This window comes from Mesorhizobium sp. M0244, from assembly GCF_040321795.1.
In the GTDB taxonomy this organism is placed as follows: Bacteria; Pseudomonadota; Alphaproteobacteria; order Rhizobiales; family Rhizobiaceae; genus Mesorhizobium.
In genome coordinates this window covers 15412-37553 of the sequence record NZ_JAMYSE010000006.1, presented here as the reverse complement: position 1 = coordinate 37553, position 22142 = coordinate 15412, and the positions used below count along the sequence as shown (strand labels likewise).

At 59.9% G+C, this 22142-nt stretch carries 21 protein-coding genes; 8 read left to right on the top strand and 13 right to left on the bottom strand.

The annotated features are described in order from the left end of the window. Positions 1–33: 33 nt before the first annotated feature. Both NKJ08_RS07035 and NKJ08_RS07030 read right to left on the bottom strand, forming a co-directional pair. Positions 34–807, bottom strand: coding sequence for a glycosyltransferase family 2 protein (locus NKJ08_RS07035; RefSeq protein ID WP_352523648.1), 774 nt, complete (start codon positions 805–807; stop codon positions 34–36). 114 nt (positions 808–921) lie between these two features. Further along, positions 922–2085, bottom strand: a complete 1164-nt coding sequence (locus NKJ08_RS07030) for a glycosyltransferase family 4 protein (RefSeq protein WP_352523646.1) — start codon at positions 2083–2085, stop codon at positions 922–924. Between the two features lie 223 nt (positions 2086–2308). Between NKJ08_RS07030 and NKJ08_RS07025 the strand changes: the two genes are divergently transcribed. After that, positions 2309–3289 (top strand): glycosyltransferase family 2 protein, encoded by a 981-nt coding sequence (locus NKJ08_RS07025; protein WP_352779931.1) that lies wholly within the window; start codon positions 2309–2311, stop codon positions 3287–3289. Positions 3290–3319: 30 nt separating this feature from the next. Here NKJ08_RS07025 and NKJ08_RS07020 read toward each other — a convergent pair whose 3' ends face one another. From NKJ08_RS07020 to NKJ08_RS06975, 10 genes are all read right to left on the bottom strand, one after another. Next, complete coding sequence (locus tag NKJ08_RS07020; RefSeq protein ID WP_502904175.1) at positions 3320–4009, bottom strand: sulfotransferase family protein; 690 nt, start codon at positions 4007–4009, stop codon at positions 3320–3322. Between the two features lie 20 nt (positions 4010–4029). Continuing rightward, entirely contained in the window at positions 4030–4824 is a 795-nt protein-coding gene (locus NKJ08_RS07015; RefSeq protein ID WP_352523641.1) for a sulfotransferase domain-containing protein, read from the bottom strand. A 301-nt stretch (positions 4825–5125) separates the two neighbouring features. Then, positions 5126–6304 carry a glycosyltransferase family 9 protein gene (locus NKJ08_RS07010; protein ID WP_352523639.1) on the bottom strand — a complete coding sequence of 393 codons (1179 nt, stop codon included), beginning with the start codon at positions 6302–6304 and terminating at the stop codon, positions 5126–5128. Further along, positions 6294–7481, bottom strand: coding sequence for a glycosyltransferase family 9 protein (locus tag NKJ08_RS07005; RefSeq protein ID WP_352523637.1), 1188 nt, complete (start codon positions 7479–7481; stop codon positions 6294–6296). Before NKJ08_RS07005 ends, NKJ08_RS07010 begins: the two co-directional genes overlap by 11 nt. 12 nt (positions 7482–7493) lie before the next feature. Further along, positions 7494–8660 (bottom strand): glycosyltransferase family 9 protein, encoded by a 1167-nt coding sequence (locus NKJ08_RS07000; protein WP_352523635.1) that lies wholly within the window; start codon positions 8658–8660, stop codon positions 7494–7496. Between the two features lie 6 nt (positions 8661–8666). Continuing rightward, the gene (locus NKJ08_RS06995) at positions 8667–10367 is read right to left on the bottom strand and encodes an ABC transporter ATP-binding protein (protein ID WP_352523856.1); all 1701 of its coding nucleotides are present in this window, start codon (positions 10365–10367) and stop codon (positions 8667–8669) included. A 326-nt stretch (positions 10368–10693) separates the two neighbouring features. Beyond that, positions 10694–11314 (bottom strand): class I SAM-dependent methyltransferase, encoded by a 621-nt coding sequence (locus NKJ08_RS06990; RefSeq protein WP_352523633.1) that lies wholly within the window; start codon positions 11312–11314, stop codon positions 10694–10696. 397 nt (positions 11315–11711) lie between these two features. Continuing rightward, positions 11712–11966 carry a DUF6894 family protein gene (locus NKJ08_RS38975; protein WP_502896176.1) on the bottom strand — a complete coding sequence of 85 codons (255 nt, stop codon included), beginning with the start codon at positions 11964–11966 and terminating at the stop codon, positions 11712–11714. Between the two features lie 114 nt (positions 11967–12080). Next, the gene (locus tag NKJ08_RS06980) at positions 12081–12308 is read right to left on the bottom strand and encodes a hypothetical protein (protein WP_352779944.1); all 228 of its coding nucleotides are present in this window, start codon (positions 12306–12308) and stop codon (positions 12081–12083) included. Positions 12309–12547: 239 nt separating this feature from the next. Continuing rightward, positions 12548–12847, bottom strand: a complete 300-nt coding sequence (locus NKJ08_RS06975; protein WP_352779946.1) for a hypothetical protein — start codon at positions 12845–12847, stop codon at positions 12548–12550. Positions 12848–12960: 113 nt separating this feature from the next. On the opposite strand from NKJ08_RS06975, the gene NKJ08_RS06970 reads away from it, so the two are divergent. Continuing rightward, positions 12961–13326, top strand: coding sequence for a hypothetical protein (locus tag NKJ08_RS06970; protein ID WP_352779948.1), 366 nt, complete (start codon positions 12961–12963; stop codon positions 13324–13326). Between the two features lie 27 nt (positions 13327–13353). Here the strand turns inward: NKJ08_RS06970 and NKJ08_RS06965 are convergent, their stop codons facing one another. Then, positions 13354–13656, bottom strand: a complete 303-nt coding sequence (locus tag NKJ08_RS06965; RefSeq protein ID WP_352523854.1) for a DUF982 domain-containing protein — start codon at positions 13654–13656, stop codon at positions 13354–13356. A gap of 239 nt (positions 13657–13895) precedes the next feature. On the opposite strand from NKJ08_RS06965, the gene NKJ08_RS06960 reads away from it, so the two are divergent. The 6 genes from NKJ08_RS06960 (at position 13896) to NKJ08_RS06935 (ending at position 22127) form a co-directional block, all read left to right on the top strand. Continuing rightward, complete coding sequence (locus tag NKJ08_RS06960; RefSeq protein ID WP_352779950.1) at positions 13896–14957, top strand: glycosyltransferase family 4 protein; 1062 nt, start codon at positions 13896–13898, stop codon at positions 14955–14957. A 47-nt stretch (positions 14958–15004) separates the two neighbouring features. Continuing rightward, entirely contained in the window at positions 15005–17167 is a 2163-nt protein-coding gene (locus NKJ08_RS06955; protein ID WP_352523621.1) for an amylo-alpha-1,6-glucosidase, read from the top strand. Between the two features lie 177 nt (positions 17168–17344). Then, positions 17345–19126, top strand: a complete 1782-nt coding sequence (locus NKJ08_RS06950; RefSeq protein WP_352779952.1) for an alpha,alpha-trehalose-phosphate synthase (UDP-forming) — start codon at positions 17345–17347, stop codon at positions 19124–19126. Next, entirely contained in the window at positions 19123–19884 is a 762-nt protein-coding gene (otsB, locus tag NKJ08_RS06945) for a trehalose-phosphatase (protein WP_352523617.1), read from the top strand. Before NKJ08_RS06950 ends, otsB begins: the two co-directional genes overlap by 4 nt. A 198-nt stretch (positions 19885–20082) precedes the next feature. Continuing rightward, on the top strand, positions 20083–20475 hold the full coding sequence (locus NKJ08_RS06940) for an MmcQ/YjbR family DNA-binding protein (protein ID WP_352779955.1): 393 nt from the start codon (positions 20083–20085) through the stop codon (positions 20473–20475). Between the two features lie 194 nt (positions 20476–20669). Continuing rightward, positions 20670–22127 (top strand): NCS1 family nucleobase:cation symporter-1, encoded by a 1458-nt coding sequence (locus NKJ08_RS06935; protein WP_352523612.1) that lies wholly within the window; start codon positions 20670–20672, stop codon positions 22125–22127. Positions 22128–22142 lie beyond the last annotated feature (15 nt).

Here is a 22142-nt window from a genome sequence, read left to right as displayed (position 1 = left end):
ACCAAGCCGGTTTCTCACAGATTTGTCCTGGCCTCAGCCTTGCTTTTTCGGATGGAATTGGCCTCGCATTCCCAATGCGACATGCGCCCATTTCTGATAGGTGTAGCTGGCCGAATACGCGGCAACCATCGCACCAATGGCACCGTCCAGAAATCCCAGCCGGAAAATATAGCTGCGCATATATGCCCAGACGGAGCGCAAAACCGCCTTGCCTATCGAGCTTTTTTTGCCCTCGGCAAGCAGTTGCGCGGCGGACGCTTCTGCGTACCGGCCGATCTTGTCGTGGGCGTCTGCCAGGTCGGTGATGGAGTCGTGCTCAATCGGCTGGGACAATCGCCTGACCTTCCCATTCACCAATACTTTCTCGTGCACGGTGTCGTCGCTGAAGCGCCCGGAGCGGCGACGGAAAAGCCGGAGCACCAGATCGGGCGACCAGCCGCCATGGCGGACAATGTGCCCGCAAAAGCGCGATCTTCTCGGTATTTCGAAGCCGTCATAGCCTTTTGGGTCCGCGATTGCGGCTCTGATTTCAGCACCGAGCGGTGCTTCCACCCACTCGTCGGCATCCAGCGAAAGGATCCAATCCCCTGTTGCCGCGGCCAGCACACGGTTTTTTTGCGCGCCGAAACCGGGCCAATCAAGGGTCATCAGAACCTTGGCCCCCAGTTCACCGGCAATCTCCCTGGTTCTGTCGCTGCTGTTATTGTCGAGAACGACAATTTCGTCGGCAAAATGGACCGAGCGTAGGCAACGCCCGATGCTCGCTTCCTCATTGCGGGCGATGACAATGACTGAGAGCGCCGGCACGGTCAGGCGGTTCCGGCATCAAGGCTGCCACTGTCGGTCGAATGCATCTGCGGCATCGGCTCCCGGCCTGTTAGCACGCTGAGGTACTAACCTATTCTAACAAAAAGTCGAAAGTCACTTCAGGTCGAGATTTTCATACAACGATATCATTCGCTGGATCATGACATTGAAATCGTACTGTTCGGCTGCCGCTCTCACCCGGGCTGCGGTCTCAGGTCGTGACGACAACTTCAGCGCGTGCGCGAGCCCTGCAGCGAGGTCGCTTTCGCTGGCCGCGTCGCAAACAAGCGTCGGCTCGAATCGATCGACAAGCTCGCGCGCTCCGCAACCGGTGCTTACCACAGCGGGCAAGCCGCTGGCCATGGCTTCGATCACCACTGTGCCGAAAGGATCATAGATGGAAGGCAGCACGGCAATATCGGCCGCGCCGTACCACGGTAACATGTCTCTCTGCGGCCCCAGCATCCGCAGCCTTGCGCCGAGACCGAGCCTGTCACCAGCCTGCCTGAAGGCGTTGGCGCGCGAGTCATGGCCGATGACCCACAATTCCGGCTCGCCGTCGAGCGTGGCGACAGCCCTCATCAATGCAAGAAGTCCTTTTCGCGCAAACCCCGAGCCGACAAACAGGACGACCGGCCTGTTATCGTCGACGTCGAACCGCGCACGGACCGCGGCCCGATGCCGTTGGCGCAGCTGCGGTTTGAAGCGGTCGAGGTCCACCCCATTGGGAATATGATGCACATTTTCCGCCGGATAATCGTAGTGACGGACAATGTCCTCTGCGACCATTTTCGAAATGGCTATGACAGCTTTGAGCCGTGGGCTGGCATAGGTTGCGCGTTCGAGACGCAGCGTCTGGCGGTGAAAGGGGCTCAGCGCCATTGCCGCCCTGCCAAGCCGCGTCTCGAAACGGCGCCGCTCGGCAAGATAGGCTGCATGAACGCCCTCCCCGGCCCGGAAGACATCGCAGCACGGAAGCCGATCGTTGCTCTGCACCAGGGCCGGTGGCATCTCGGCGATCTTGCGGCAGGCGGCTTGAGCAAAGGACGTCGCCCGCAGGGAGCGCGGAAAGCGGCGGCCGGCACAATGGATGAACTCTATCCCTTCATATCGCGGCCAGTCGCCGGACAGCACGGCCACCGGCCGTTGACGCGCGGCGAACGCCGCCATGATATTTTCCAGCATGATCTCGCCTCCACCGAAAGGCGCATAACGCTGGCGCACGAACAGGATCGGCCTGTCGAATTGATTTTCGATGCCACGAATGCCCGCATGCATGAGGTCTGGGCTCCGGCCTTGTTGCCATCTGACGATGTCTATAGAGGCCGACACGCATCGGCAACAGTTGGAAAGCTCACCGCCGGAACTCAGAACAGATCTGCGTCCATTGTTCACTACTGCTTGCGATTTGCCTAACGGTGCTGCATGTAGAAATTAATAGCAAACAGCGGATCAGTGCCAGCTCCAGCCGGGCGGTGACCGCCATGAGGGAATCGACGGCTTGAGCAAAGCAACCTGGCCCGCCATTGTCCGCCGGACGATTACCGATACCGCCATATATCGGCTGAGACACACCTTCGGAAGACGGGCAGAAGTGTCATCGCTGCGGCCGATAACGCCCCTTGGAGCGAATGACCTGCCTTTAATCCTCGTCATCCGCAACGAGGCAGACAGGCTGCGCCCGTTCTTGAAGCACTATCGCGAGCTCGGCGTCACCAGATTCGCCGTCCTCGATGATCGCTCGACCGACGGAACAGCTGAGCTTCTGGCCGAGCAGCCAGATGTCGATCTATTCAGTTCGCCGATCACCTATTCGCAGTCGGACCTGGGAAACCTTTGGCGGCAGCGTATTGTGCAGATTTATGGTCAGCCTCGCTGGTATCTGACCGTGGATGCTGACGAATATCTTGTCTATGACGGCATGGATCAGCATCCGCTCGGCGCGTTGGCCGACTGGCTCAAGCGGCGCGGAATGACGCGTCTGCTGGCGCCGATGATCGACATGTATCCGAGCGGAAACATCTGGGACGTCCCCTTCGATCCCATCTTGCCGCCATGGCAAGTTGCGGACCATTTCGACAGCAGCGGCTATGAGGTGACAAAGAGCCCTCGGCATCTGAAGATCACAGGCGGCCCGAGGACCCGGCTTTTCGCCAGAAAACACAAGCTGACCAAATTTCCCTTGATATATGTTGACCGGCAGACGATTTTTACATCGATTCACTCGCCGTTGCCTTATTGGCGGAACTATATAAAGGGATTTGGCGGCCTGCTTCATTTCAAGTTCTTCGCCGATTTCAACGACAAGGCGCAGGTCGCGGTGGCGGAGGGTCAGTATTGGAACGGCGCTTCCAAATATCGCCAGTATCACGAGGTATCGAGCGGTAAAGCGACCCTCAGCGCGATGGGCGAACAGTCAATGCTGTATGAAGGAGCTCACAGCCTGTTCAAAACGGGTTTGATCGACAAAATTGATTGGTAGACGGTATTTCCAGCAGATGCCGAACCGTTATCATGCATAACCGAATGCTTTCATAAGCTGGGCACCTCGTCCCTGTACCAGATCCTGTAACTCGGTGTTTCCGAGTTCCGAGCGCCATCTCCCACGTCCGTCGTAGATCGGCTGGTTGACCTGTTGGTTCCGGAGCACCGCATGTGGTGTCTCGAGGCCAGCGTCGGTCGGCTTGAACCATTGCTGCGGCTTCTTGTGATAGTCGAGGAGATCCGGGCTGAACGTCACATTGAGAAAACCGCATATCTGCTCGACGATTTTGGCCGGATTCTCGATCAGGTCCTCATAGCGATAGATCAGCACATCCGGCTCTCCCCGTTCCGCAAGAACCAGCGCATTGTCGTTGATCCAGCGGTCCAGGGCCTCCTTGGGGTCGCCAAGTCGTTTGACCAGGGACGCCACGACGTCGCGTCCATCTCGCACCGGCATGACGAAACGCGCGCCGGGCACGAGCCGGCGAATGCGGGCGACACGACGGATGTGCCGTGGTGTCTTTTCGAGCAGCACACTCTTTCCAGCCCTGAACGCATCCCGCTTCAGCTTCCAGTAGCGGAACAGTGCCAGCGGGGTCCATTTGAAGAAAATGTTGGTTTCCTGGAGCGGCAGGTAGACGTCTGGATGGGACGCAAGGATCGTCGCGATCAAGGTGGTGCCGCTGTGGCCGCAGCCGCAGATGAATCCGGTTCGCATCACCATGTCGGCAATGCTCCCTAACCCGAGGTAACTCGAGTGCGGTTATCGACGCGAGCATAGCACAAGCCGTTCGTGCGAAAGACCTTGTCCAGCTTCTCCCAATATTCGAACTTAGCCAACTGCTCGTCACAATAGGCCACGTCATCCTCGGAAAGATATTCGCCGTAACCGCCTATCTTGCCCTTACGCACCTTGAAGCTTTCCGGATCGTTCGCATCACGCGGCTGTAATATCTTGCCGTAGCGATCGGACAGATCACCGGTCGATTCACTCACTTTCATCTTGTCGAACGTTCGGTTGTTCGCCACCTCGACAAGCGTCCGATCGTCAGCCTGTAGGTTCAGGAATCCAAGGATCGCGCGAAGGACACCAGCCGTATCCCGATGCATATCTTCGTATTGAAGATACCGGATTTCGCGCATCCGGGGCATGGCCGCAAACCATTGCAGGTTAAATCTGATGATCTTTTCAATCCCATGGTTGTCGCTTCTGATAAAATCGCTGAACGATCCCGCTGGAAGCATATGGCGCTTCTGAACCTGAAAGTACCCCGAGACCACCGTGTCTCTTGGGTCGCGAACCAGCATTATTGTTCTTCTCTTCTTGTATCGAGATTTATTCTCCTTAAGACTTGATTTTGGTCTAAGCAGCTTGTGGTCGGTTCCATCGTGAATGTATTGAACTTCAACGCCGAGATCGTCCAGCATGACACGCAGCCAGGTGCGCCCTGATTTCGGAAAGGATACGATAAGAGGAAGAGGCGGCGCTTTGGCCTGGAACAATTTTAGAAAGGACATGTTTAGAAAGGACATGGAGAGACCTCCTTTAGATTATCAGAGCTGGCGCCCGAACCGCTGCAGGCCAGACCAACCCCATCGCTGGGCGCCTAAACCTACGGCCGGTTCGAACACAAGGCAGAAATACCGGCAAGAATTGCGATCCTCTGCGGGGCGAATTGGCCTTTACTATATCCCGGTGCGGAATGCCTTATGTTTTTTGGCCTGTTGCGACGACTGTTCGACACGGGCGCCTCCCTCTCCGATCGTCGGCCGAACCACTTAATGCGCATAGCGTCGAAGCGCATTCAGTCGATGCGCTTTTGGGCGACATGCCTTAGCCACTCACTTTTATGACCCAAGACGCCAGGATAGAATCGGCCTCGTCCATCACCGCGGCCCAGGGGCGTTCCCGTTTCGAGACCAGTACGGCGGACGGATAATAGGGCGTGCGGTCGCCCTCGACCGGCCAGGAGCGCTTAAAGCCATCGCCCAGAATGAAAACCGAGGGGATGCCGAGCGCGCCCGCCAGATGCGCTCCGGTATTGCTGATGGTCACCACGGCGTCCATCGCGGCAACCTGCGCGGCGAAAAGGTCCATGTCGACGAGTTGATCGACTGATCTGTCATGAAGAATGCGCTCCGGCTCAGCGTCGGTCAGGACCTTCAGGTCGGTCTCGATCTGGCCATATTGCAGCGAGACGAACCGGACGTCCGGTCGGCCGATCAGGTTACGCCAGGCGGCCAGCGGCGGCAGGTCTTTGCCGGGATTGGAGCTGCCCCATGCGATCCCGACCAACGGTCGTCCGTCCTGCCGGTAGCGGGCTCGAAGTTCAGCGACCCGGGCCGGGTCCGGCTTAAGGGGCACGAAATGCTCGCGGATTGCCGCCTCGTCGGTCTCGAAAACGGCAGTCAGATGCTGGACGCCGGCGAAGGCTTGCGCCTCCCCATAGGCGGCCTTGCCGTCAGCGCCGACCGGCCGCACATCAGCGGTCGGAAAAGTGCGCTGGAAGAGCGGTACTAGCCGTTGCTCGACCAGCACGATCAAGCGGGCGGCGCGCGCCAGGGCACGGCCGACGGAACTCGCATGGTGGATCGCGGTGGCCAGACCCTGCTTTTCTGTTTCCATCAGATCGACCAGCAGTATCTGGCCCGAAATATCCTGGCCCAGCCACTCGCGCTCGACACGGCCCTCAACGATGTGGCGCCTGGCGATTTTGAGTTCGGCCGCGGGGCCGTAGGCACCCATGCGCATCAGCGCCTTGCTGAGCTCGTCGAGCAGGTGGACCTCTCGCCTCGCCTTCGCAATAGACCCGAGAGCCAGGGCTTTCGGCAGCGCCGCCGGCCAATCGCGGGACTCGACGCTTCGCCGATAATCCGCCATCTGATCGGCAATATCGCCGTCGCGCCAGCGAAGGAAAAGCTGCCGCCGGTGACGTCGGAACCAGACCTTGTATTTGTAGCCTGCAAGCGTGGTCGCGCGGCGCAACCGGCCAAGAAGTTGGCTACCGTCCATCACCAGCTCCACCGATGATTTGCATAACTCGTCCACCTGCTTCCTGCATTGCGGACGCCCATGCTCGGCCGCCTTTTCGGACCAGTCGAACGCTTGGATAAGCGGCCACGGTGTCTCCGAAAGCGGGCCAGGACAGCCGAAACCCGTCGTCGAGCATGACGATCGTCGGCACGCCGAGCGCTCCGGCCAGGTTGGCGCCGGTATTGCTGATGGTCACCACCGCATCGAGCGCCGCTATTTGGGCGGCAAAGCGGTCCATATCCACCAGCTGGTCCACGGAAGCGTCATGGATGATGCGTCCCGGCGCGCAGCGCTCGAAATCGGAGAGCGCTGGCCCGACATCGCCATATTGCAAGCTGACGAGGCGTCCAGGCAGGTTGTCGAGCAGCGGCCGCCAATCATCCAGAGCCGGCAGATCCTTGCTTTTGTTGAGACTTCCCCAGGCAAAGCCGATCAGTGGACCCGGCCCGCGATCGAGATAGGTGCCACGCAGCTCAGCAACCAGCCGGCGATCCGGCTCCAGCGGAACGAAGGGCGCGCGTGCCGCCGGGTCGTCCGGCCAGAAATGCGTTGCCAATGTCTCGAAGCCGGCGAAGAGATCGCCGTCCGCCGCCGCCACCTCCCCTTCCCCCTCGAGCCTGACGTCGAGCGCCGGATAAGTTCTGCGATAGAGAGGCGCCAGTCGCGGCTCGACGAAGACGATGCATCGGTGGGCGGCTGTGACAACCGGGCCAAGCAGCGAGGCGAACTGGAAGAAGATCGCAAGGTCGCCTTCGCGGCGATCGACGACAAGCGTGCGATCAGTAAGGTCACTGCCGTTCCATTCGGGCCTGCCGGGTACCTGCTTGCTGGACGCAATCAACTGCCAGGTGCGATTGCCCCCGTCGAGACGTCTCAGTCCGCGCCCGGCCTTCTTGATCAGGCCGAGATCGCCAAGCTGCTCGGCAAGCAGCCCAAGCGCCAGGGCATGATCCCGAGCCGCCTTCCAGTCTCTTCGCTCGACACTATCGTCCATCAGCTTCATATGCCGTTCGACGGGTTCGTCGGCATGGCGCGAGCGGCGTCTGAAAAGCTCCCTTGCCTGCTCGACAACCTTCTGCAGCCGCTTGCCGAGGGCGCTTTGCGGCCGCAGATCGGCGGCCTTTGCCTTTTGAAGGATGGATGGTCTGTTCGGCAAGGCAGTACTCGATTATACTCGATGAGCGTTGGAAAGCATCGGCGAAAGCCGACGACCGGCATCTTCAAGTACTGCCGACCATGGACGCCCTTCCTTGCGAATGACGACACCCTTCGGATACCAGGGCGTCCGGTCGCCGGTCACTGGCCATGCCGTCTGAAAATTGTCGTCGACGAGGAAAACAGTCGGCACGCCGAGGGCTCCGGCAAGATGGGCCGCCGTATTGCTGATCGTCACGACGGCATCGAGTGCGGCGACCTGCGCAGCGAAACGGTCCATGTCTACCATCTGGTCGACGCTGCCGTCAAAAATCAGACGCGCGTCATTGCCGTTGCGCAGGCGCCGCAGCGCCGGCTTGATCTGTCCGTACTGGAGCGACACGAATGTGGCTTGTGTCTGGGCGATGAACCTTGCCCAATCGGGGAAGTCGGGCACGTCCTTGGTGTGGGATTTACTGCCCCAGGAGAGGCCCACCAGCGGCAGATCGGTCATCGGGCGATAGCGCTTTCGAAATGTCTCGACGAGCTTGGGATCTGCTTGTAGCGGCTCGAAATCGGCGGCAAGTCTTTTGGCATCGCGGCCGAAAATCCAGGCGAGATGTTCGAATGTCGCAAACTTATCACCAGTCACATTCTCCCGTGCCGCAACCACTGTAGCCTTTGGAAATGTGCGTTGCAGAAGCGATACAAGGCGCGGCTCTACTCGAATGATTGCCCTTTGCGCACGTCCAGCGGCAGCTCCGGCCAGTCGCGCGTGGCGGATGACGCGGCCAAGACTGCGAGGGTCATCCTCGACAAGATCGATCAGCAGCGTCTCCGTACCGAGATCCTGGCCAGCCCAATCGCTGGCCCTTGCTCCCTTCCGGAGACTTCGGGCGGAGAGGCGAAGCTCCGCCGCCCGCGCAAAGTTGCCAAGCCGTTCGAACGCCTGGCCCGCCTTCTGCATCAGCTCTGGGTCGCGGGTATGATCGGCCATGATGGCTATCTCGTTGGTACTTGCCTCAAGGCCTTTCCAGTCCCTGCGCGCGATCAGGGCATCGACCTTGGCTTGCTGCTCAAGAACGGAGGCAGGGAAAGGCTGGGCAGACAATTTCCGCAACGCCTTTGTATATCGGCGCAACTGCTGACCCAACCCGCCGATCACATACCGGATATAGGAACCGTGATAAAAGCTGGTCATCGGCCTTCAGCGCAATACGCTCTGCCGCAGCTTTTTACCGCTTTCAACCATCGGATCGAGCGTCTCCAAGTGAAATATCGAACGATATATCTCGCTGTGCTTGGCAAGCTGGTCATGCGTACCAGCATCGACAAGCTGCCCGGCGTCAAACACGAGAATACGATCGGCCGCCTTAATTGTGGAAAGCCTGTGCGCAATGCAGATCACCGTTCGTTGAAATGTGTCGTCGAAGGCTGCCTCCATGACCGCCCGTTCGTTTTCGCCGTCGAGCGCCGATGTCGCTTCATCATAGACAATTACCGGAGCATTCTTGAGCAAGGCGCGTGCGATGGCGACGCGTTGTTTCTGCCCGCCCGACAGATTGGTGCCGCTCGGCCCGACAAGCGTGTCGAGCCCGTTTTCGAGGGCCGAAGCAAAGCTGGTGACCCGGGCGAGGTCCGCAGCGGACTCGATTTCTTGATCGGTGGCGTTCGGGCGCCCGTCGCGAATATTGTCGCGGATCGAGCCTTCGAACAGGAAGACATCCTGTGACACCAAAGCGATGTTGTCGCGAACGTCGGCCAGGCTGATTTTCGAAATATCCTTTCCGTCGATGAGAATCCTGCCCTTGTCCGGCTCCATCAGGCGCAGGATCAGATTGACGATGGTGGTCTTGCCAGCGCCGGAGCGGCCGACGATCGCCAGCTTCTCACGAGGCCGCACGTCGAAGGAAACACCCTGCAGCGCTGGGCTGTTGCCTTCATAGGAGAAGGCCACATCCTCAAAGCAGATACCACCATCGACATCGGTCAGGCGCTCGCCTGCGATTGCGAGTCGCCGCTGCTCGGGCGTGTCGATCAAATCATACATCTGCTCGACGGCGACCATTTGCTTCTGGATGTCGACATTGACCCGGGCCAACCGCTTGGCAGGCTCATACGCAAGCAGGAAGGCGGTAATGAAGGCCATGAATTCGCCGGGCGTCTTGCCGTTGCCGAGGGTCTGCCAGCTGGCATACATGACGAAAAGCCCGATGATCACACCGCCGCCGGTCTCCATCAATGGGCTCATCAACGCTGATGTCCGGTTGATCTGGATGCCACGCCTTTCCATCTTGCGGACGGCCTTTGCGAAGCTGGCGACCGCCTTGTCCTCGAGCTGGAAGGACTTGATGGTGCGGATGCCTTCGACGGCTTCCGTGCCGATCGACTGGACCTGTGCGGCCAATTCCGTCTCGCCCCTTGCCAGCGCCTTGAGCTTCCTTGTTATCGCGCCGACCGACAGGAAAAGCATCGGCAGAACTGCCACGGATATCAGCGACATCACCGGATCCTGCTTGACCATGACACTGGCCAAAGCCATCAGGGTCAGCAGATCGGAGACGGTGCTGCTCGTGAGTGTGAGAATAACGGTCGCCCCGGCGCGCGCGTTGAACATGATTTTGGAGATAAATTTTGCCGGATGCTGGTTGGCGAAACGGCTGATGTCGAAACGCACCATTCGGGAAAACTGGCGGTTTTGAAGGTCCGAAACGATGGCCCGGCGAATCTTTCCCGTCGTGATGGTCTGGCAGTAGGCAGCTATGCCCTTGACCAGGAAAATGCCGATGATGACGGCGCTGATACCCGATACAGCGGCAGCGTCTCGTTCGACATAGATGGTGTTGATCATGACTTTCATGATCCAAGCCGCTGCGCCGGTCGCCGCCGCAGCGGCGATCGAGCACATCAAACCTGTCACATACAGCATCTTGTGCGGCGGCAGATTTTCGCTAATCAGACGCTTGATTAGCGGATATGCTGGGGCCGTTGATAGTCGTTTCTTTGCAATCATCTCGTCGCCGCCCGTTGCGATCCCGTCCGGTCTTCGTGTTGCCTTGAAAGCGCGAGACGGTTTCGATCATTGTCTGTGGCTTCGTTCCCGACCGCAGTCAATGCCGAACAGGATCCTTGCGCGTCATCGGCTTACGACCGTCGGTTCCTCGGATGCCAAGCATGGCGGAACACAAGCCATGCGGCTCTTGCGCCGCTCGTCGTTCGCCGCACTATGCCTGGTCATTGTTTCGCAAGGACGAGGAGATGGCTTCCAAGAGGCGATGTGTGATTGCTTTTGACTGAAAAGCCCACATCCGAAAGCACCGCCATCATTTCTTTATCCTTACCAGGGGGGACGCGGGCAACGATCGTTTGAGCACGCCTGGCGATATCGGACAGCACGCTTCGCGCCTTGTCCGCGCCGAGGCTCCACTGCATGTGGTGGTAAACCGCCAGCAGCATGACGATGTCGTATTGCGGTTGGAGAACATTTTGCAGCTTCCGGCTGCCAAGATCGAGACAATCGAACCGGCTTTGGACTGGACAACCCAGAAAGATCATCCTGGCCGTCTCGATATGCGGCTTGAGAATGTCGATCCCGTGGATCGAGCTCGGTCTCAGCTTGGATATCTCATAGGCGACAATACCCATGTTGCAGCCAACATCGAGAATGGATTTGCCGGCATAGTCGACTTCTGCGGAGAATAGCCCGTCCAGTCTGTCGTCCCACGTCCCCTTGAACCTCTTTTGCTTATTTGACCACCACAAATCATTGTTCTCCAAAAGCGGCGCCGGACTGGGTTCCTTGACGGAGGAGGACTGTGCGCCGGGCCTTGGTCCGGACCAGTCGCTGGCGCGCAAACGACACTGCCCAGAACGTCCTGTAAACGCAACCGCGGGAGAAAGGAACTCCTGATCACAGCATCCTGCGAGAGACAAAGACGTTTCGGGGAGTTGACGAGCACCCAGCCCGACAAATCGATATGTCGGTTGGAAATGGCAATGTCGCTTGCCTGCCCCCTACCCGGGCTGAACTTGCTTGCGCGGCGCAAGCACGGCAATTCGGGAGAATAGCGTCCTCTCCAACGATGCCTTGTTCAGCGATAGCGCGGTCATGTTTGTTCTTGCTTTGTGCCGGCAGCTATGCTACTAATTTGGTTATGGTGTGTTGATTTGCGCCAACGACCGTCTTACCGCGACACGCGGTTTTTCAGCTAGGCTCGATCAAAGCTCGCCCGCATTGCGGGTCTTTGGCGAATCACGGTCGAGTGCCAGCCTTTTCGGCAGCTTCCGAGAAGGGAAATCGGAATAGCAGCTTCCGGTTCTCGTCGCAGATTTCGAAGGAAAGGCCTGTCAGGACCGGGTCGCCGCTGAGCAGACCCTCGGCCAGTATTTCCTTGGCCGAAGCCATGGCATTATCCTGAGCCGCGGACAAACCGTCCAACTCTTGACCCTCGAAATCTTCCTTCAAGCGGCCTTCATTGTTTCGGAAATGAAAAAAATATCTCGGCATGCCTGCTCCAGTTGGTAGGTTTATCTAGTCGCGAGCGGCCTCAGGAACAGCGTCGGATTCGCACAGGGCGGCATCCGTACGATTTCGACGTTGGGATTCATGGCTTTCAGGCCCTCATGCATCAGGTCGATCGAACAGCAGCACTCCCAGCCCATGTTCGAACGCACATGCCGCAATCATGTCGTCCGGGGCCTTTCCGGAGACCGGGCAATTCGGCATGACTGCCCTGATCGCGATCTCAGCCGCTGCGGTGGAAACCACATCTGGGCGCCTTTTTCTGGTCTCCATATATTGCTCGATCAGAATTTTCAGGCGCCGCACTGCAATCTCGGCAACGACCATCGTTCCTCCCTCGATTCGGCACAATGTCCGGGTGAAAGGTCCGCTGCTATTGGGAAGCAACGGACCACTCGGCTGGGTGAGCCAATGGCCCGAGGCGGGGGTGTCTCGGACCGCCATCACAATAGCTTCGGCAAGCCGCTCGTTCAACAGGATGCTGCGGTTGGTAATTTTCGTACATTGAGCATTGCCGCAGGGCAGTCTGCGAGCGGGGGATTTTGCGCTATGCCGCGGTCACCGGATCAGCTTCGGCTTTGATCGAGATAGCTGTAGATGCCCGCGCCGATCGCGACCGCTCCTACGGTGATCAGAATCGATGGCACCCCCATCGACGTGGCGACGATCCCCCAGACAATGGCGAGGGCAATTGCGCCGGCCGTTCCCAGGACCAGTCTAAGCCGTTTCGACATTATCCGTTCCCCCAAAAGTGCATCTTTGGCCTTTTTGGTCGAAATACCGCAATGCGGCACCGTTGTCTGTGCCTTGTCGAAACTTTTTACGCCGTCCCTGAGCCCGAACGCTGAGGCGTAAGCGATCCGCATGCGACCTTGTTGCAAACACCTCTCCGCCAAATGAGGAAGCTCGGGCGCGAGCCTGGGAAAGCGAGGTGTCTATACAAAATTTTCGGAATTTAATCCGGTTCACGATTATGGGCATGACGGCCACGATGACCGGAATAGTCATCACGGGCCTTACGCCCGAGACAACCGAAGCGACTTTGATTTGCCATAGGTTGGTCTGCCAGAAGGCGAGCAATGAACGCAGTGCCTTCGGTACCAAATATCAGCGTAGATGCACTTGCGAAAAAATAAGCGAGGGCGGCAACAACCATCCCTCCCCACGCAATGTCAACAACAGGCCCATCTATGCACTCCGCGCCATCACCGAGGAGCGCCATCTATCACGCGACCCCGATTACGTCGCCTATTGTGATTACATCGCCAAGAACGGTGCTGTAGCCCTACTCAAACGACTGTTCGCGACAGCGCGTCGGTCGCCGATGGGGCGCTCCGCTGAATGACATTTTTGCTCTGACGATCAGCGAGAGCTATCGTCTCAGCGCATCCGCGCGATCCGTGGCCTCGTCGCTCATCGGCAACGGCCTATCGCCCTCGAGCAGGCGGGTGATCCGGGCGAAGCCGGTAAAAGCCTTTCTCGCTTCCTCGGCCGACATCCGGCCCGCCATGGCTGCAGCGCAGCAATTCACCGCACATTGGTAAACCGGCCCGCGCCGCCCGGCCGGCCATTTTCGCAAGAATGCCATCGCTTCGGCAACGCTGTCGATCTCTTCCACAGGCCGTCCATGTCCGCGCGAAATCCGCACGGGCGAAAAGAATTGCAAGCGATCCATCATTTCCTCCCGTCGACCGGATGCGTGCGATCTAACCCCCCTAAACTCGTGAACTGGGCCTTTGGTTCCCGGCAAAAGAGAGCTTGGCTTGGAAAATGTTGGCTGGACGAGACGAGGAGCGGAGCGGTGGAAGCGCCAGGCGCACCCATTGGCGTGACTTCTTGCCGCTGTACGGGAACGTTAGCGCGGCTGATGCATTTCGATGCCACGAACAGTCTTTTTGAGGGAAATGCCAAAACATGAGAATAGCCCATGTGGCGCCGCTCCATGAATCCGTGCCACCCCGGTTCTATGGAGGGACGGAGCGCATCGTCTCCTATCTGACCGAAGGATTGGTCGAACTTGGCCATGACGTGACCCTGTTCGCCAGCGGCGATACCAAGACATCGGCGAAATTGGTGGCGTGTCGCGAGCGTGCGCTCCGTCTCGATCCGCGCCCGCACAAATCCGAAACCGCAGCGCATCTCTCGATGCTTGCCGAGGTGAGGAACCGTGCGCAACAGTTCGACGTCATCCACTTCCATCTCAGCCATTTCCTGCATTTCCCTTTCTTCGAACACATGCCCGACCGTACGGTGACGACGCCGCATGGCAGGCTCGACTATGTCGATTTGGCCCCGGCCTACCAACGTTTTCCGCGCTTTCCGATGATCTCGATTTCCCGCAGCCAGAGAGCCGGGCTCGCCAAGGCCAATTGGCTGGCGACCATCCAACACGGGCTGCCGATCGATATCTACGAGCCGACTTTCGAGACCGATGCGGACGAGCCGTATCTGGCCTTCCTGGGCCGGCTGTCGCGCGACAAGCGCCCGGATCGTGCCATCGAGATCGCCTTGCGCTCTGGGCTGAAGCTGAAGCTTGCGGCAAAGATCGGCGATGACGACCGCGCCTTTTTCCACGACACGGTCGAGCCGCTGATCGATGGCGACCGTGTCGACTATATCGGCGAGATCGAAGAGGACAGAAAAGCGGAATTCCTCGGCAAGGCGGCAGGCCTGCTGTTTCCGATCGATTGGCCGGAGCCGTTCGGCCTTGCCGCGATAGAGGCGATGGCCTGCGGCACGCCGGTAATCGCCTGGAAACGCGGTGCCCTGCCGGAGATCATCGACCATGGCGTGACCGGTTTCCTTGTCGATACTGTCGATGCTGCGGTCGCCTCGATACCGGAATTGCTGCGCCTCGACAGGCGACAGGTGAGAGCCGTATTCGAGAACCGTTTTTCTGCCACGAGAATGGCCCACGACTATGTGGCTGCCTATGCGCGCCTGATCGGCGCTCCCGGTGAAGCGAGAGCGTCCTGATCGGCGTCATTGTGGAAATTGGAACGAAACGACAGAGTTTGTGACGAATGAATCAACTCGACGAGCGTAAGCTTGATCCCGCCGTAGCCCTTGCCTCTCTCGACGAGGTCGCGCCTCGGGAGCCGCACCGGCTGTTCGCCCTCAAGCAAGGCGACTGCTTCGCGGTGGCCGACGCCTATGGCGACATCCGCGGCGCCGGCGACGGCTTTTTCCGTGACGACACGCGTGTGCTTTCGGAATTCCGGCTGACGGTCGGTGGCCGGCAAATGTCGCTGCTCGGCGCATCGCTCAGCCAGGACAATGTGCTTTTCACCTCGAACCTGACCAATCTGCCGATCCAGAGTGTCGGTGGCCGGGACATTCCGCAGGGCGCGATCCACATAGAACGCGTCAGGCTGCTTTGGCAGGACCGGCTGTTCGAGCGCATCACCCTTTCCAACTATAGCCAGGAATCGTCGGCCATTCGGGTTTCCTTGCATTTCGCAGCAGATTTCCGCGACATGTTCGAAGTGCGTGGTTCGACCCGGCCCAAGCGCGGGACAGCCCACGCCGCCGAGACCGGTCCGACGTCCGTGGTGCTTCGATATGACGGGCTGGACCAGCTTGTGCGCCTGTCGGCCATCTCGTTCTCGCAAGCCCCGGACAATTTGACCACCAACCGTGCGGATTTCCTGATTGCGGTGACGAAGCGCAGCAGCGAGGTTCTCTATATCGAAGTCGGCCCGGAAGTGGCGGAAACGCCCGACCGCGACCGTTTCCGTGCCGCCGCCGCCCGCGCCCGCTTCGGCATGCGCGCAAAACGCCGCCATGGCGGGACGGTGCACAGCTCCGGCCGCGTCTTCAACGACTGGATCGAGCGCGCGCGGGCGGATGTGGCGCTGCTGACTACCGAGCTTGCAACCGGACCTTACCCCTATGCCGGCATACCCTGGTTCTCGACGGCATTTGGCCGCGACGGGGTGATCTCCGCGCTGCAGATGCTGTGGTTGAATCCCGGGCTGGCGCGCGGCGTGCTCGCCTTTCTCGCCCAGCATCAGGCAACCGAAACGTCGCCGTTCAGCGATTCGCAGCCGGGCAAGATCATGCATGAGACCCGCAAGGGCGAAATGGCGGCGCTGCGGGAGCTCCCGTTCGGCCGCTATTACGGCGGCGTCGACACCACGCCGCTCTATATTCATCTCGCTTGCGCTTATGCGGATCGTACCGGCGACATGGCGTTCATCGACAGCCTGTGGCCATCGCTCTGTGCTGCGGCCGAATGGACCGAAGAGATAAGCCGCGCGACCGGCTTCGTTACCTACCAGCGCGGCGCCGAGAGCGGCCTCGCCAACCAGGGCTGGAAAGACAGCTTCGATTCGGTCTTCCATGCCGATGGCCGCATGCCCAAGGGGCCGATCGCTCTGGTGGAGGTGCAAGGTTATGTCTTTGCCGCGTTCCGTGGGCTGGCGGCGCTCGCCCGCCGCCGTGGCGAGGACGACAAGGCCGATCATTGGGACGAACGCGCCGAAACCATGCGCGCCGCGGTGGAACGACATTTCTGGATGGACGATCTCAACTTCTATGCCCTGGCGATCGACGGTGCAGGCGAGGTCTGCAAGGTACGGACGTCGAATGCCGGCCATCTTCTCTATGTCGGGCTGCCCGAGCCGGAACGGGCGCGGATGGTCGCCGATCAGCTGCTCTCCGCGTCCTTCCACTCGGGTTGGGGAGTGAGGACGCTGGCCGATGATGCGATATTCTTCAATCCCATGTCTTACCACAATGGTTCGATCTGGCCGCATGACACGGCCATGTGCGGTGCCGGCCTGGCACGTTATGGCGTGCGCGACAGCGTGGTCCGGCTGATGAGCGGCACGTTCGAATCGGCTGTCCATTTCAACATGCGGCTGCCGGAACTGTTCTGCGGCTTTACCAGGTCGCCAGGCGAAGCGCCGATCGCCTATCCCGTCGCGTGCCTGCCGCAGGCCTGGTCGGCGGGATCGGCCTTCATGCTGATGCAGGCCTGCCTTGGCCTGGAAATCGATGGCTGGGACGGCGAAATCCGGGTCACCCGCCCGAGGCTGCCGATCGGTATCGATACGCTGACATTGCGGCATCTGGGCGTCGGCTCGGCGGTGGTCGACCTCACATTCCAGCGTGTCGGCGACCGGGTCGTTGCCTTTCTCGCCGACCGGTATGAGGGGATGGTACCGCTCATCGTGCGCACTTGACGCCGCCGCACTGCGGCGCATCGAAAACGACGCGCGGCATTGCAATCGTCCGGAACCGATAGCCTCTTTGTGCGTTGCAAAATGGGCGGCGCGGGGACGCTTTTGTCGTTGGACGGCAGCGAACCAGAAAAACAAATAAAAACGGCTATCGGCCGGCCGGAGGCGAGATCACATTCGATGTCAGACTATACTGTAGACCTGCTCTGGGTTTTGCTGATTGCAAGTTTTGGCTTTTCCGCTTTTGCCATTCTATTATCGATATCCCGCCAGCGCCGCGGCCGCGCAACGGCGGCCGCATACACGCCGAGCGAGGATGTCGCGTCGGAAGCGGCACGCAAGGTGCTGCGCGAATTCGAAAAGAACGGCCAGTCGGCCGACGCGGCGCTGGTCACATGGTCGCCCGACACATTGCGCAAGATCCTGGCCGACGACCTGCCGGACGCACAGGTCATCGTGGTGTCCAACCGCGAACCCTACATCCACAACATCAAGGATGACGGGGTCCAACTTTTGGTGCCGGCCAGCGGGCTGGTGTCGGCACTTGAGCCCATCACCCGCGCCTGTGCCGGCACCTGGATCGCCTATGGCGGCGGAACGGCAGACCGTCTCACGGTCGACAAGGACGACCGGGTGCAGGTGCCGCCAGGCAATCCGTCCTACACGCTGCGCAGGGTCTGGCTGACGGAGGAGGAACATCAGGGCTATTATCTGGGCTTCGCCAATGAAGGCCTATGGCCGCTTTGCCATATTGCCTTCACCCGCCCGATCTTTCGCGCCTCGGACTGGGACGCTTACGAGGCCGTCAACCGCAAGTTCGCCGATACGGTGGTTGCCGAAGCACGCAACGAAAGGCCGATCGTGCTGGTGCAGGACTACCACTTCGCGCTGCTGCCGCGCATGATCCGTCAGCGCCTGCCGGACGCGATCATCATCACCTTCTGGCATATCCCGTGGCCCAATTCGGAAGTGTTCAGCATCTGTCCGTGGCGTGAGCGGATCCTGGAAGGACTGCTCGGCAGTTCGATCATCGGCTTTCACACCCAGTTCCATGCCAACAACTTCACCGAAAGTGTCGACCGCTTTCTGGAGAGCCGCATAGAACGGGCAGACGCGGCAATCTCCTATGGCGGACAGACGACATTGGTCCACGCCTATCCCATTTCCATAGAATGGCCGGCCCAATTGCTGGCAAGTTTGCCGTCTGTCGAGGAGTGCCGCGCTCGTGTCCGCGATAGATTCGGCCTGTCTACGGATACCAAACTATGCGTTGGCGTCGAGCGCCTCGACTACACGAAAGGCATTCTCGATCGCTTCCATGCCTTGGACGAATTGTTCACGAGATATCCCGAATGGATAGGCAAGGTGGTTTTCCTGCAGATCGCGGCGCCGAGCCGGGGGACATTGCCGGCCTACCAGCAACTCCATGACGAATGCCGCCGCTATGCCGAAGAGCTCAACCGGCGCTATGGCAGCGAGACATACAGTCCTATCCTGATGGTCGCCGAACATCATCGGCAAGAGCAGGTGTACGAGGTCTATCGCGCCGCCGACATCTGTATGGTCACCAGCCTGCATGACGGCATGAACCTTGTCGCCAAGGAATTCGTCGCAGCGCGCGACGACGAACAGGGCGTGCTTTTGCTCAGCACCTTCGCCGGCGCCTCGCGCGAATTGCTGGAAGCACTGATCGTCAACCCCTACGACGCGGCCATGATGAGTGAGGCGCTGTTGCAGGCGCTGACGATGACGCCGGAAGAGCAGCGCGAGCGTTTGCGGCCGATGCGCGAGATGGTCCGCGACAACAATGTCTACCGCTGGGCCGGCAGCATGCTGCTGGATGCTGCGCGCCTGCGCAAACGCGGCGATCTCGACAGGGTGACTGGAACTGGCGAGCGGCCGCCATCAAACACCAACAACGTCATCTCGATGTTCGAGCGGGCACGGAGGACGGCGTCGTGACGGATTTCGAACAGCCGCCGGCGCCGAATCTGCCGGAAGGGCAATGGGCGCTCTTCCTCGACATCGACGGGACCCTGCTGGAGCACGCTGCCCATCCAGACGCAGTATTCGTCGGCGAGGAATTGCGCAATCTGCTTGGACGCATCGAGCGGCGGCTGGATGGTGCGGTCGCCTTCATCACCGGCCGCTCGATCTCCGCCGTGGACAGGTTGTTTCAGCCGCTGAAGCTGAGGATTGCCGGACTCTATGGGCTGGAGCACCGGCTGACGCCGACCGGTCCGATCGATGCCGCTGACGCTCCGGCCGACATCGCCGCCCTTGCCGACGAGATCGAGGCCGAACTGGGCAGCGGCAAGGTCTATGTGGAGCGCAAGGGTCCGGTCCTCGCCGTCCATACAAGAGCAGCGCCGCAACTGCTTGCGCCCGCAATCCAGCTTGTCGAACAGGCGTTGGCCCGGCTTCCGAAGGGTTACCGGGTGCTTCCGGGAAACGCCGGCGTCGAGCTCATGCCTCTGGAAGCCGTCAAAGGAGCCGCCATCCGGCGTTTTATGGAGATTCCGCCCTTTGTCGGCAGGCGGCCGATATTCCTCGGAGACGACACATCGGACGAACACGGTTTCGAGGCGACCAACGAAGTTGGCGGCATCTCCATCCGCGTGAAGCCGACCGGACCGACGGCCGCGACCTATGTCCTCAAAGACGTGACCGGCGCAATAGACTGGCTCGACGCCAATTTCGAGGCATTGGCGGTCTCTTGATCACGATCGGCCGCCATCTCGATGTAAAGCGACGCCCGGTCCCCAACGGCGATCGAAGACACCTGTGTGCCGGCCAGCGTAACTCCATAGAAGTCGGGCCGTGCACCTGCCGGTCCATCCAAGCGTTATTGCTGATATCCAGTCTATCTGTTGATATTAGCCGGTTTTGCTTGGCGTCAATGCGCTGGAGGAGAGTTGATGAGAAAGAGATCGCCTGCTTCCACCGATGCCGTTCTCAAGGAGCTGCGCGCCTTCGGCCTCACCTTTCCAGGCGCCGAGACAAAGAGTCCGTGGTCTGGTCACGACGATCTCGCGGTGAAAGGCAAGACCTTTGCTTATTTGAGTCTGGAAGGCGAACCATTCAGCATCTCCCTCAAACTCCCCTACAGCGGCGACGAGGCGAGAACGCTCCACTATGCGTCGCCGACGGAGTACGGCCTTGGCAAGAGCGGATGGGTGACGTTCGAACCAGCACCGGACGAACTGCCACCGATCGGACAACTGAAGTCATGGCTCGATGAGAGTTATCGCGCACAAGCGCCCAAAAAGCTTGCCGCCCTGATCACGCACAAGGTGGACTCTGGAGCTTAGGTCGAGCGATTGGTGTCAGCCCAGCGAATCGCCGGCGCTAGAAGCTCAACGACGCCACGCCGATAAGCGCGTTTCTCATTGAATGTCTTTAAGTCCAAAGCCGGCAAATCGATTGCTTGCCGGTTCCCCTGCGTCAGGCTTAACCTGCGTGCCATGCGTGGAGGCGCGTGCGGTAACAAGGGGAGGACATAGCAATGACCATACAAGGTGCATCACCGGACCTGTACAATGAGGATCTCGCCCCGGCGAAGGTTCGAAACTGGGGACCGTTCTCGATCTTCAACGTCTGGACGTCGGACGTCCACAGCCTGTGGGGCTACTATCTCGCGGCAAGCCTGTTCCTGTTTTGCGGCGGCTTCGTCAACTTCATCATCGCCATCGGCATCGGTTCGCTGATCATCTACGTGCTGATGAATTTGGTCGGCTATGCCGGCGTGAAGACCGGGGTGCCCTACCCCGTCTTGGCGCGTGCTTCCTTCGGCATCTGGGGCGCCAACATACCGGCGCTGGTGCGCGCCATCGTCGCCTGCTTCTGGTACGGCGCGCAGACCGCGGCAGCTTCCGGCGCAATCGTGGCGTTGCTGATCCGCTCGCAATGGTTCGCCGACTTTAATCAAAACACGCACTTCCTCGGCCACACCGGTCTCGAAGTGATCTGCTTCGCGGTGATCTGGGCGCTGCAGCTCCTGATCATCCAAAGAGGCATGGAAACGGTGCGCCGCTTCCAGGACTGGGCCGGCCCTGCGGTGTGGGTGATGATGCTGATCCTGGCGATCTATCTCTGCATCAAGGCCGGCACCTTCGCCTTCACCAGCGACATCCCTATGGACGTGCTGCTCGACAAGACCAAGGACGCGGGCGTGCCCGGCACGCCTGGCTCCTGGACCTCACTGTTTGCGGTGGCGGCGATCTGGGTGACCTATTTCTCTGCGCTCTATCTCAACTTCTGCGATTTCGCCCGCTATGCGCCGGACAAGGCATCGCTGCGCAAGGGCAACATCTGGGGCTTGCCGGTCAACCTCATCCTGTTCTCGCTGGTTGCCGGCGTCACCACCATCGCCGCCTTCGATGTTTATGGCGAAGTGCTGCTGCATCCCGACCAGATCTCGGCGAAATTCGACAGCTGGTTCCTGGCGGCGCTGGCAGCCCTGACCTTTGCGGTGGCGACGCTGGGCATCAATGTCGTGGCGAACTTCGTGTCGCCCGCCTTCGACTTCTCCAACGTCTTTCCACGGCAGATCGACTTCAAGAAGGGCGGCTACATCGCGGCGCTGATCGCGCTGGTGCTCTATCCCTTCGCGCCCTGGGAAGGCAGTGCCGCCTCCTTCGTCAACATCATTGGCGCGACGATGGGGCCGATCTTCGGCGTGATGATGGTCGACTATTACCTGATCCGGAAGGGCGAGGTCGACGTCGAGGCGCTCTACAGGGAGAATGGCGAATTCCGCTTCCAGGGCGGCTGGCATGTCAATGCCTTCATCGCCGCCGGTATCGGCGCTGTCTTCTCCTCGATCCTGCCCAACTTCACCAGCGTGCTGCCGTTATGGTGGGGCGTCTATGGCTGGTTCTTCGGCGTGGCAATTGCCGGCGTCATCTATTACGTGCTGCGCACGATGGCACTCGGTGCCGGGGCCAAGATGGCCAAGGCCTAAACGGATTCGGGGCGG

Bases quoted from the DNA above. Each gene is read 5' to 3' on its own strand.
- NKJ08_RS06980 (WP_352779944.1), bottom strand. From the start codon at position 12,308: ATGGTCGTTGCCGAGATTGCAGTGCGGCGCCTGAAAATTCTGATCGAG.
- NKJ08_RS06960 (WP_352779950.1), top strand. From the start codon at position 13,896: ATGAGAATAGCCCATGTGGCGCCGCTCCATGAATCCGTGCCACCCCGG.
- NKJ08_RS06995 (WP_352523856.1), bottom strand. From the start codon at position 10,367: ATGTGCTCGATCGCCGCTGCGGCGGCGACCGGCGCAGCGGCTTGGATC.
- NKJ08_RS38975 (WP_502896176.1), bottom strand. From the start codon at position 11,966: ATGCCGAGATATTTTTTTCATTTCCGAAACAATGAAGGCCGCTTGAAG.
- NKJ08_RS06970 (WP_352779948.1), top strand. From the start codon at position 12,961: ATGACGGCCACGATGACCGGAATAGTCATCACGGGCCTTACGCCCGAG.
- NKJ08_RS06975 (WP_352779946.1), bottom strand. From the start codon at position 12,847: ATGCGGATCGCTTACGCCTCAGCGTTCGGGCTCAGGGACGGCGTAAAA.
- NKJ08_RS06950 (WP_352779952.1), top strand. From the start codon at position 17,345: ATGTCAGACTATACTGTAGACCTGCTCTGGGTTTTGCTGATTGCAAGT.
- NKJ08_RS06940 (WP_352779955.1), top strand. From the start codon at position 20,083: ATGAGAAAGAGATCGCCTGCTTCCACCGATGCCGTTCTCAAGGAGCTG.
- NKJ08_RS06965 (WP_352523854.1), bottom strand. From the start codon at position 13,656: ATGGATCGCTTGCAATTCTTTTCGCCCGTGCGGATTTCGCGCGGACAT.
- NKJ08_RS06935 (WP_352523612.1), top strand. From the start codon at position 20,670: ATGACCATACAAGGTGCATCACCGGACCTGTACAATGAGGATCTCGCC.
- NKJ08_RS07020 (WP_502904175.1), bottom strand. From the start codon at position 4,009: ATGCGAACCGGATTCATCTGCGGCTGCGGCCACAGCGGCACCACCTTG.
- NKJ08_RS07010 (WP_352523639.1), bottom strand. From the start codon at position 6,304: ATGGACGGTAGCCAACTTCTTGGCCGGTTGCGCCGCGCGACCACGCTT.
- NKJ08_RS07030 (WP_352523646.1), bottom strand. From the start codon at position 2,085: ATGCATGCGGGCATTCGTGGCATCGAAAATCAATTCGACAGGCCGATC.
- NKJ08_RS07015 (WP_352523641.1), bottom strand. From the start codon at position 4,824: ATGTCCTTTCTAAACATGTCCTTTCTAAAATTGTTCCAGGCCAAAGCG.
- NKJ08_RS06955 (WP_352523621.1), top strand. From the start codon at position 15,005: ATGAATCAACTCGACGAGCGTAAGCTTGATCCCGCCGTAGCCCTTGCC.
- NKJ08_RS07000 (WP_352523635.1), bottom strand. From the start codon at position 8,660: ATGACCAGCTTTTATCACGGTTCCTATATCCGGTATGTGATCGGCGGG.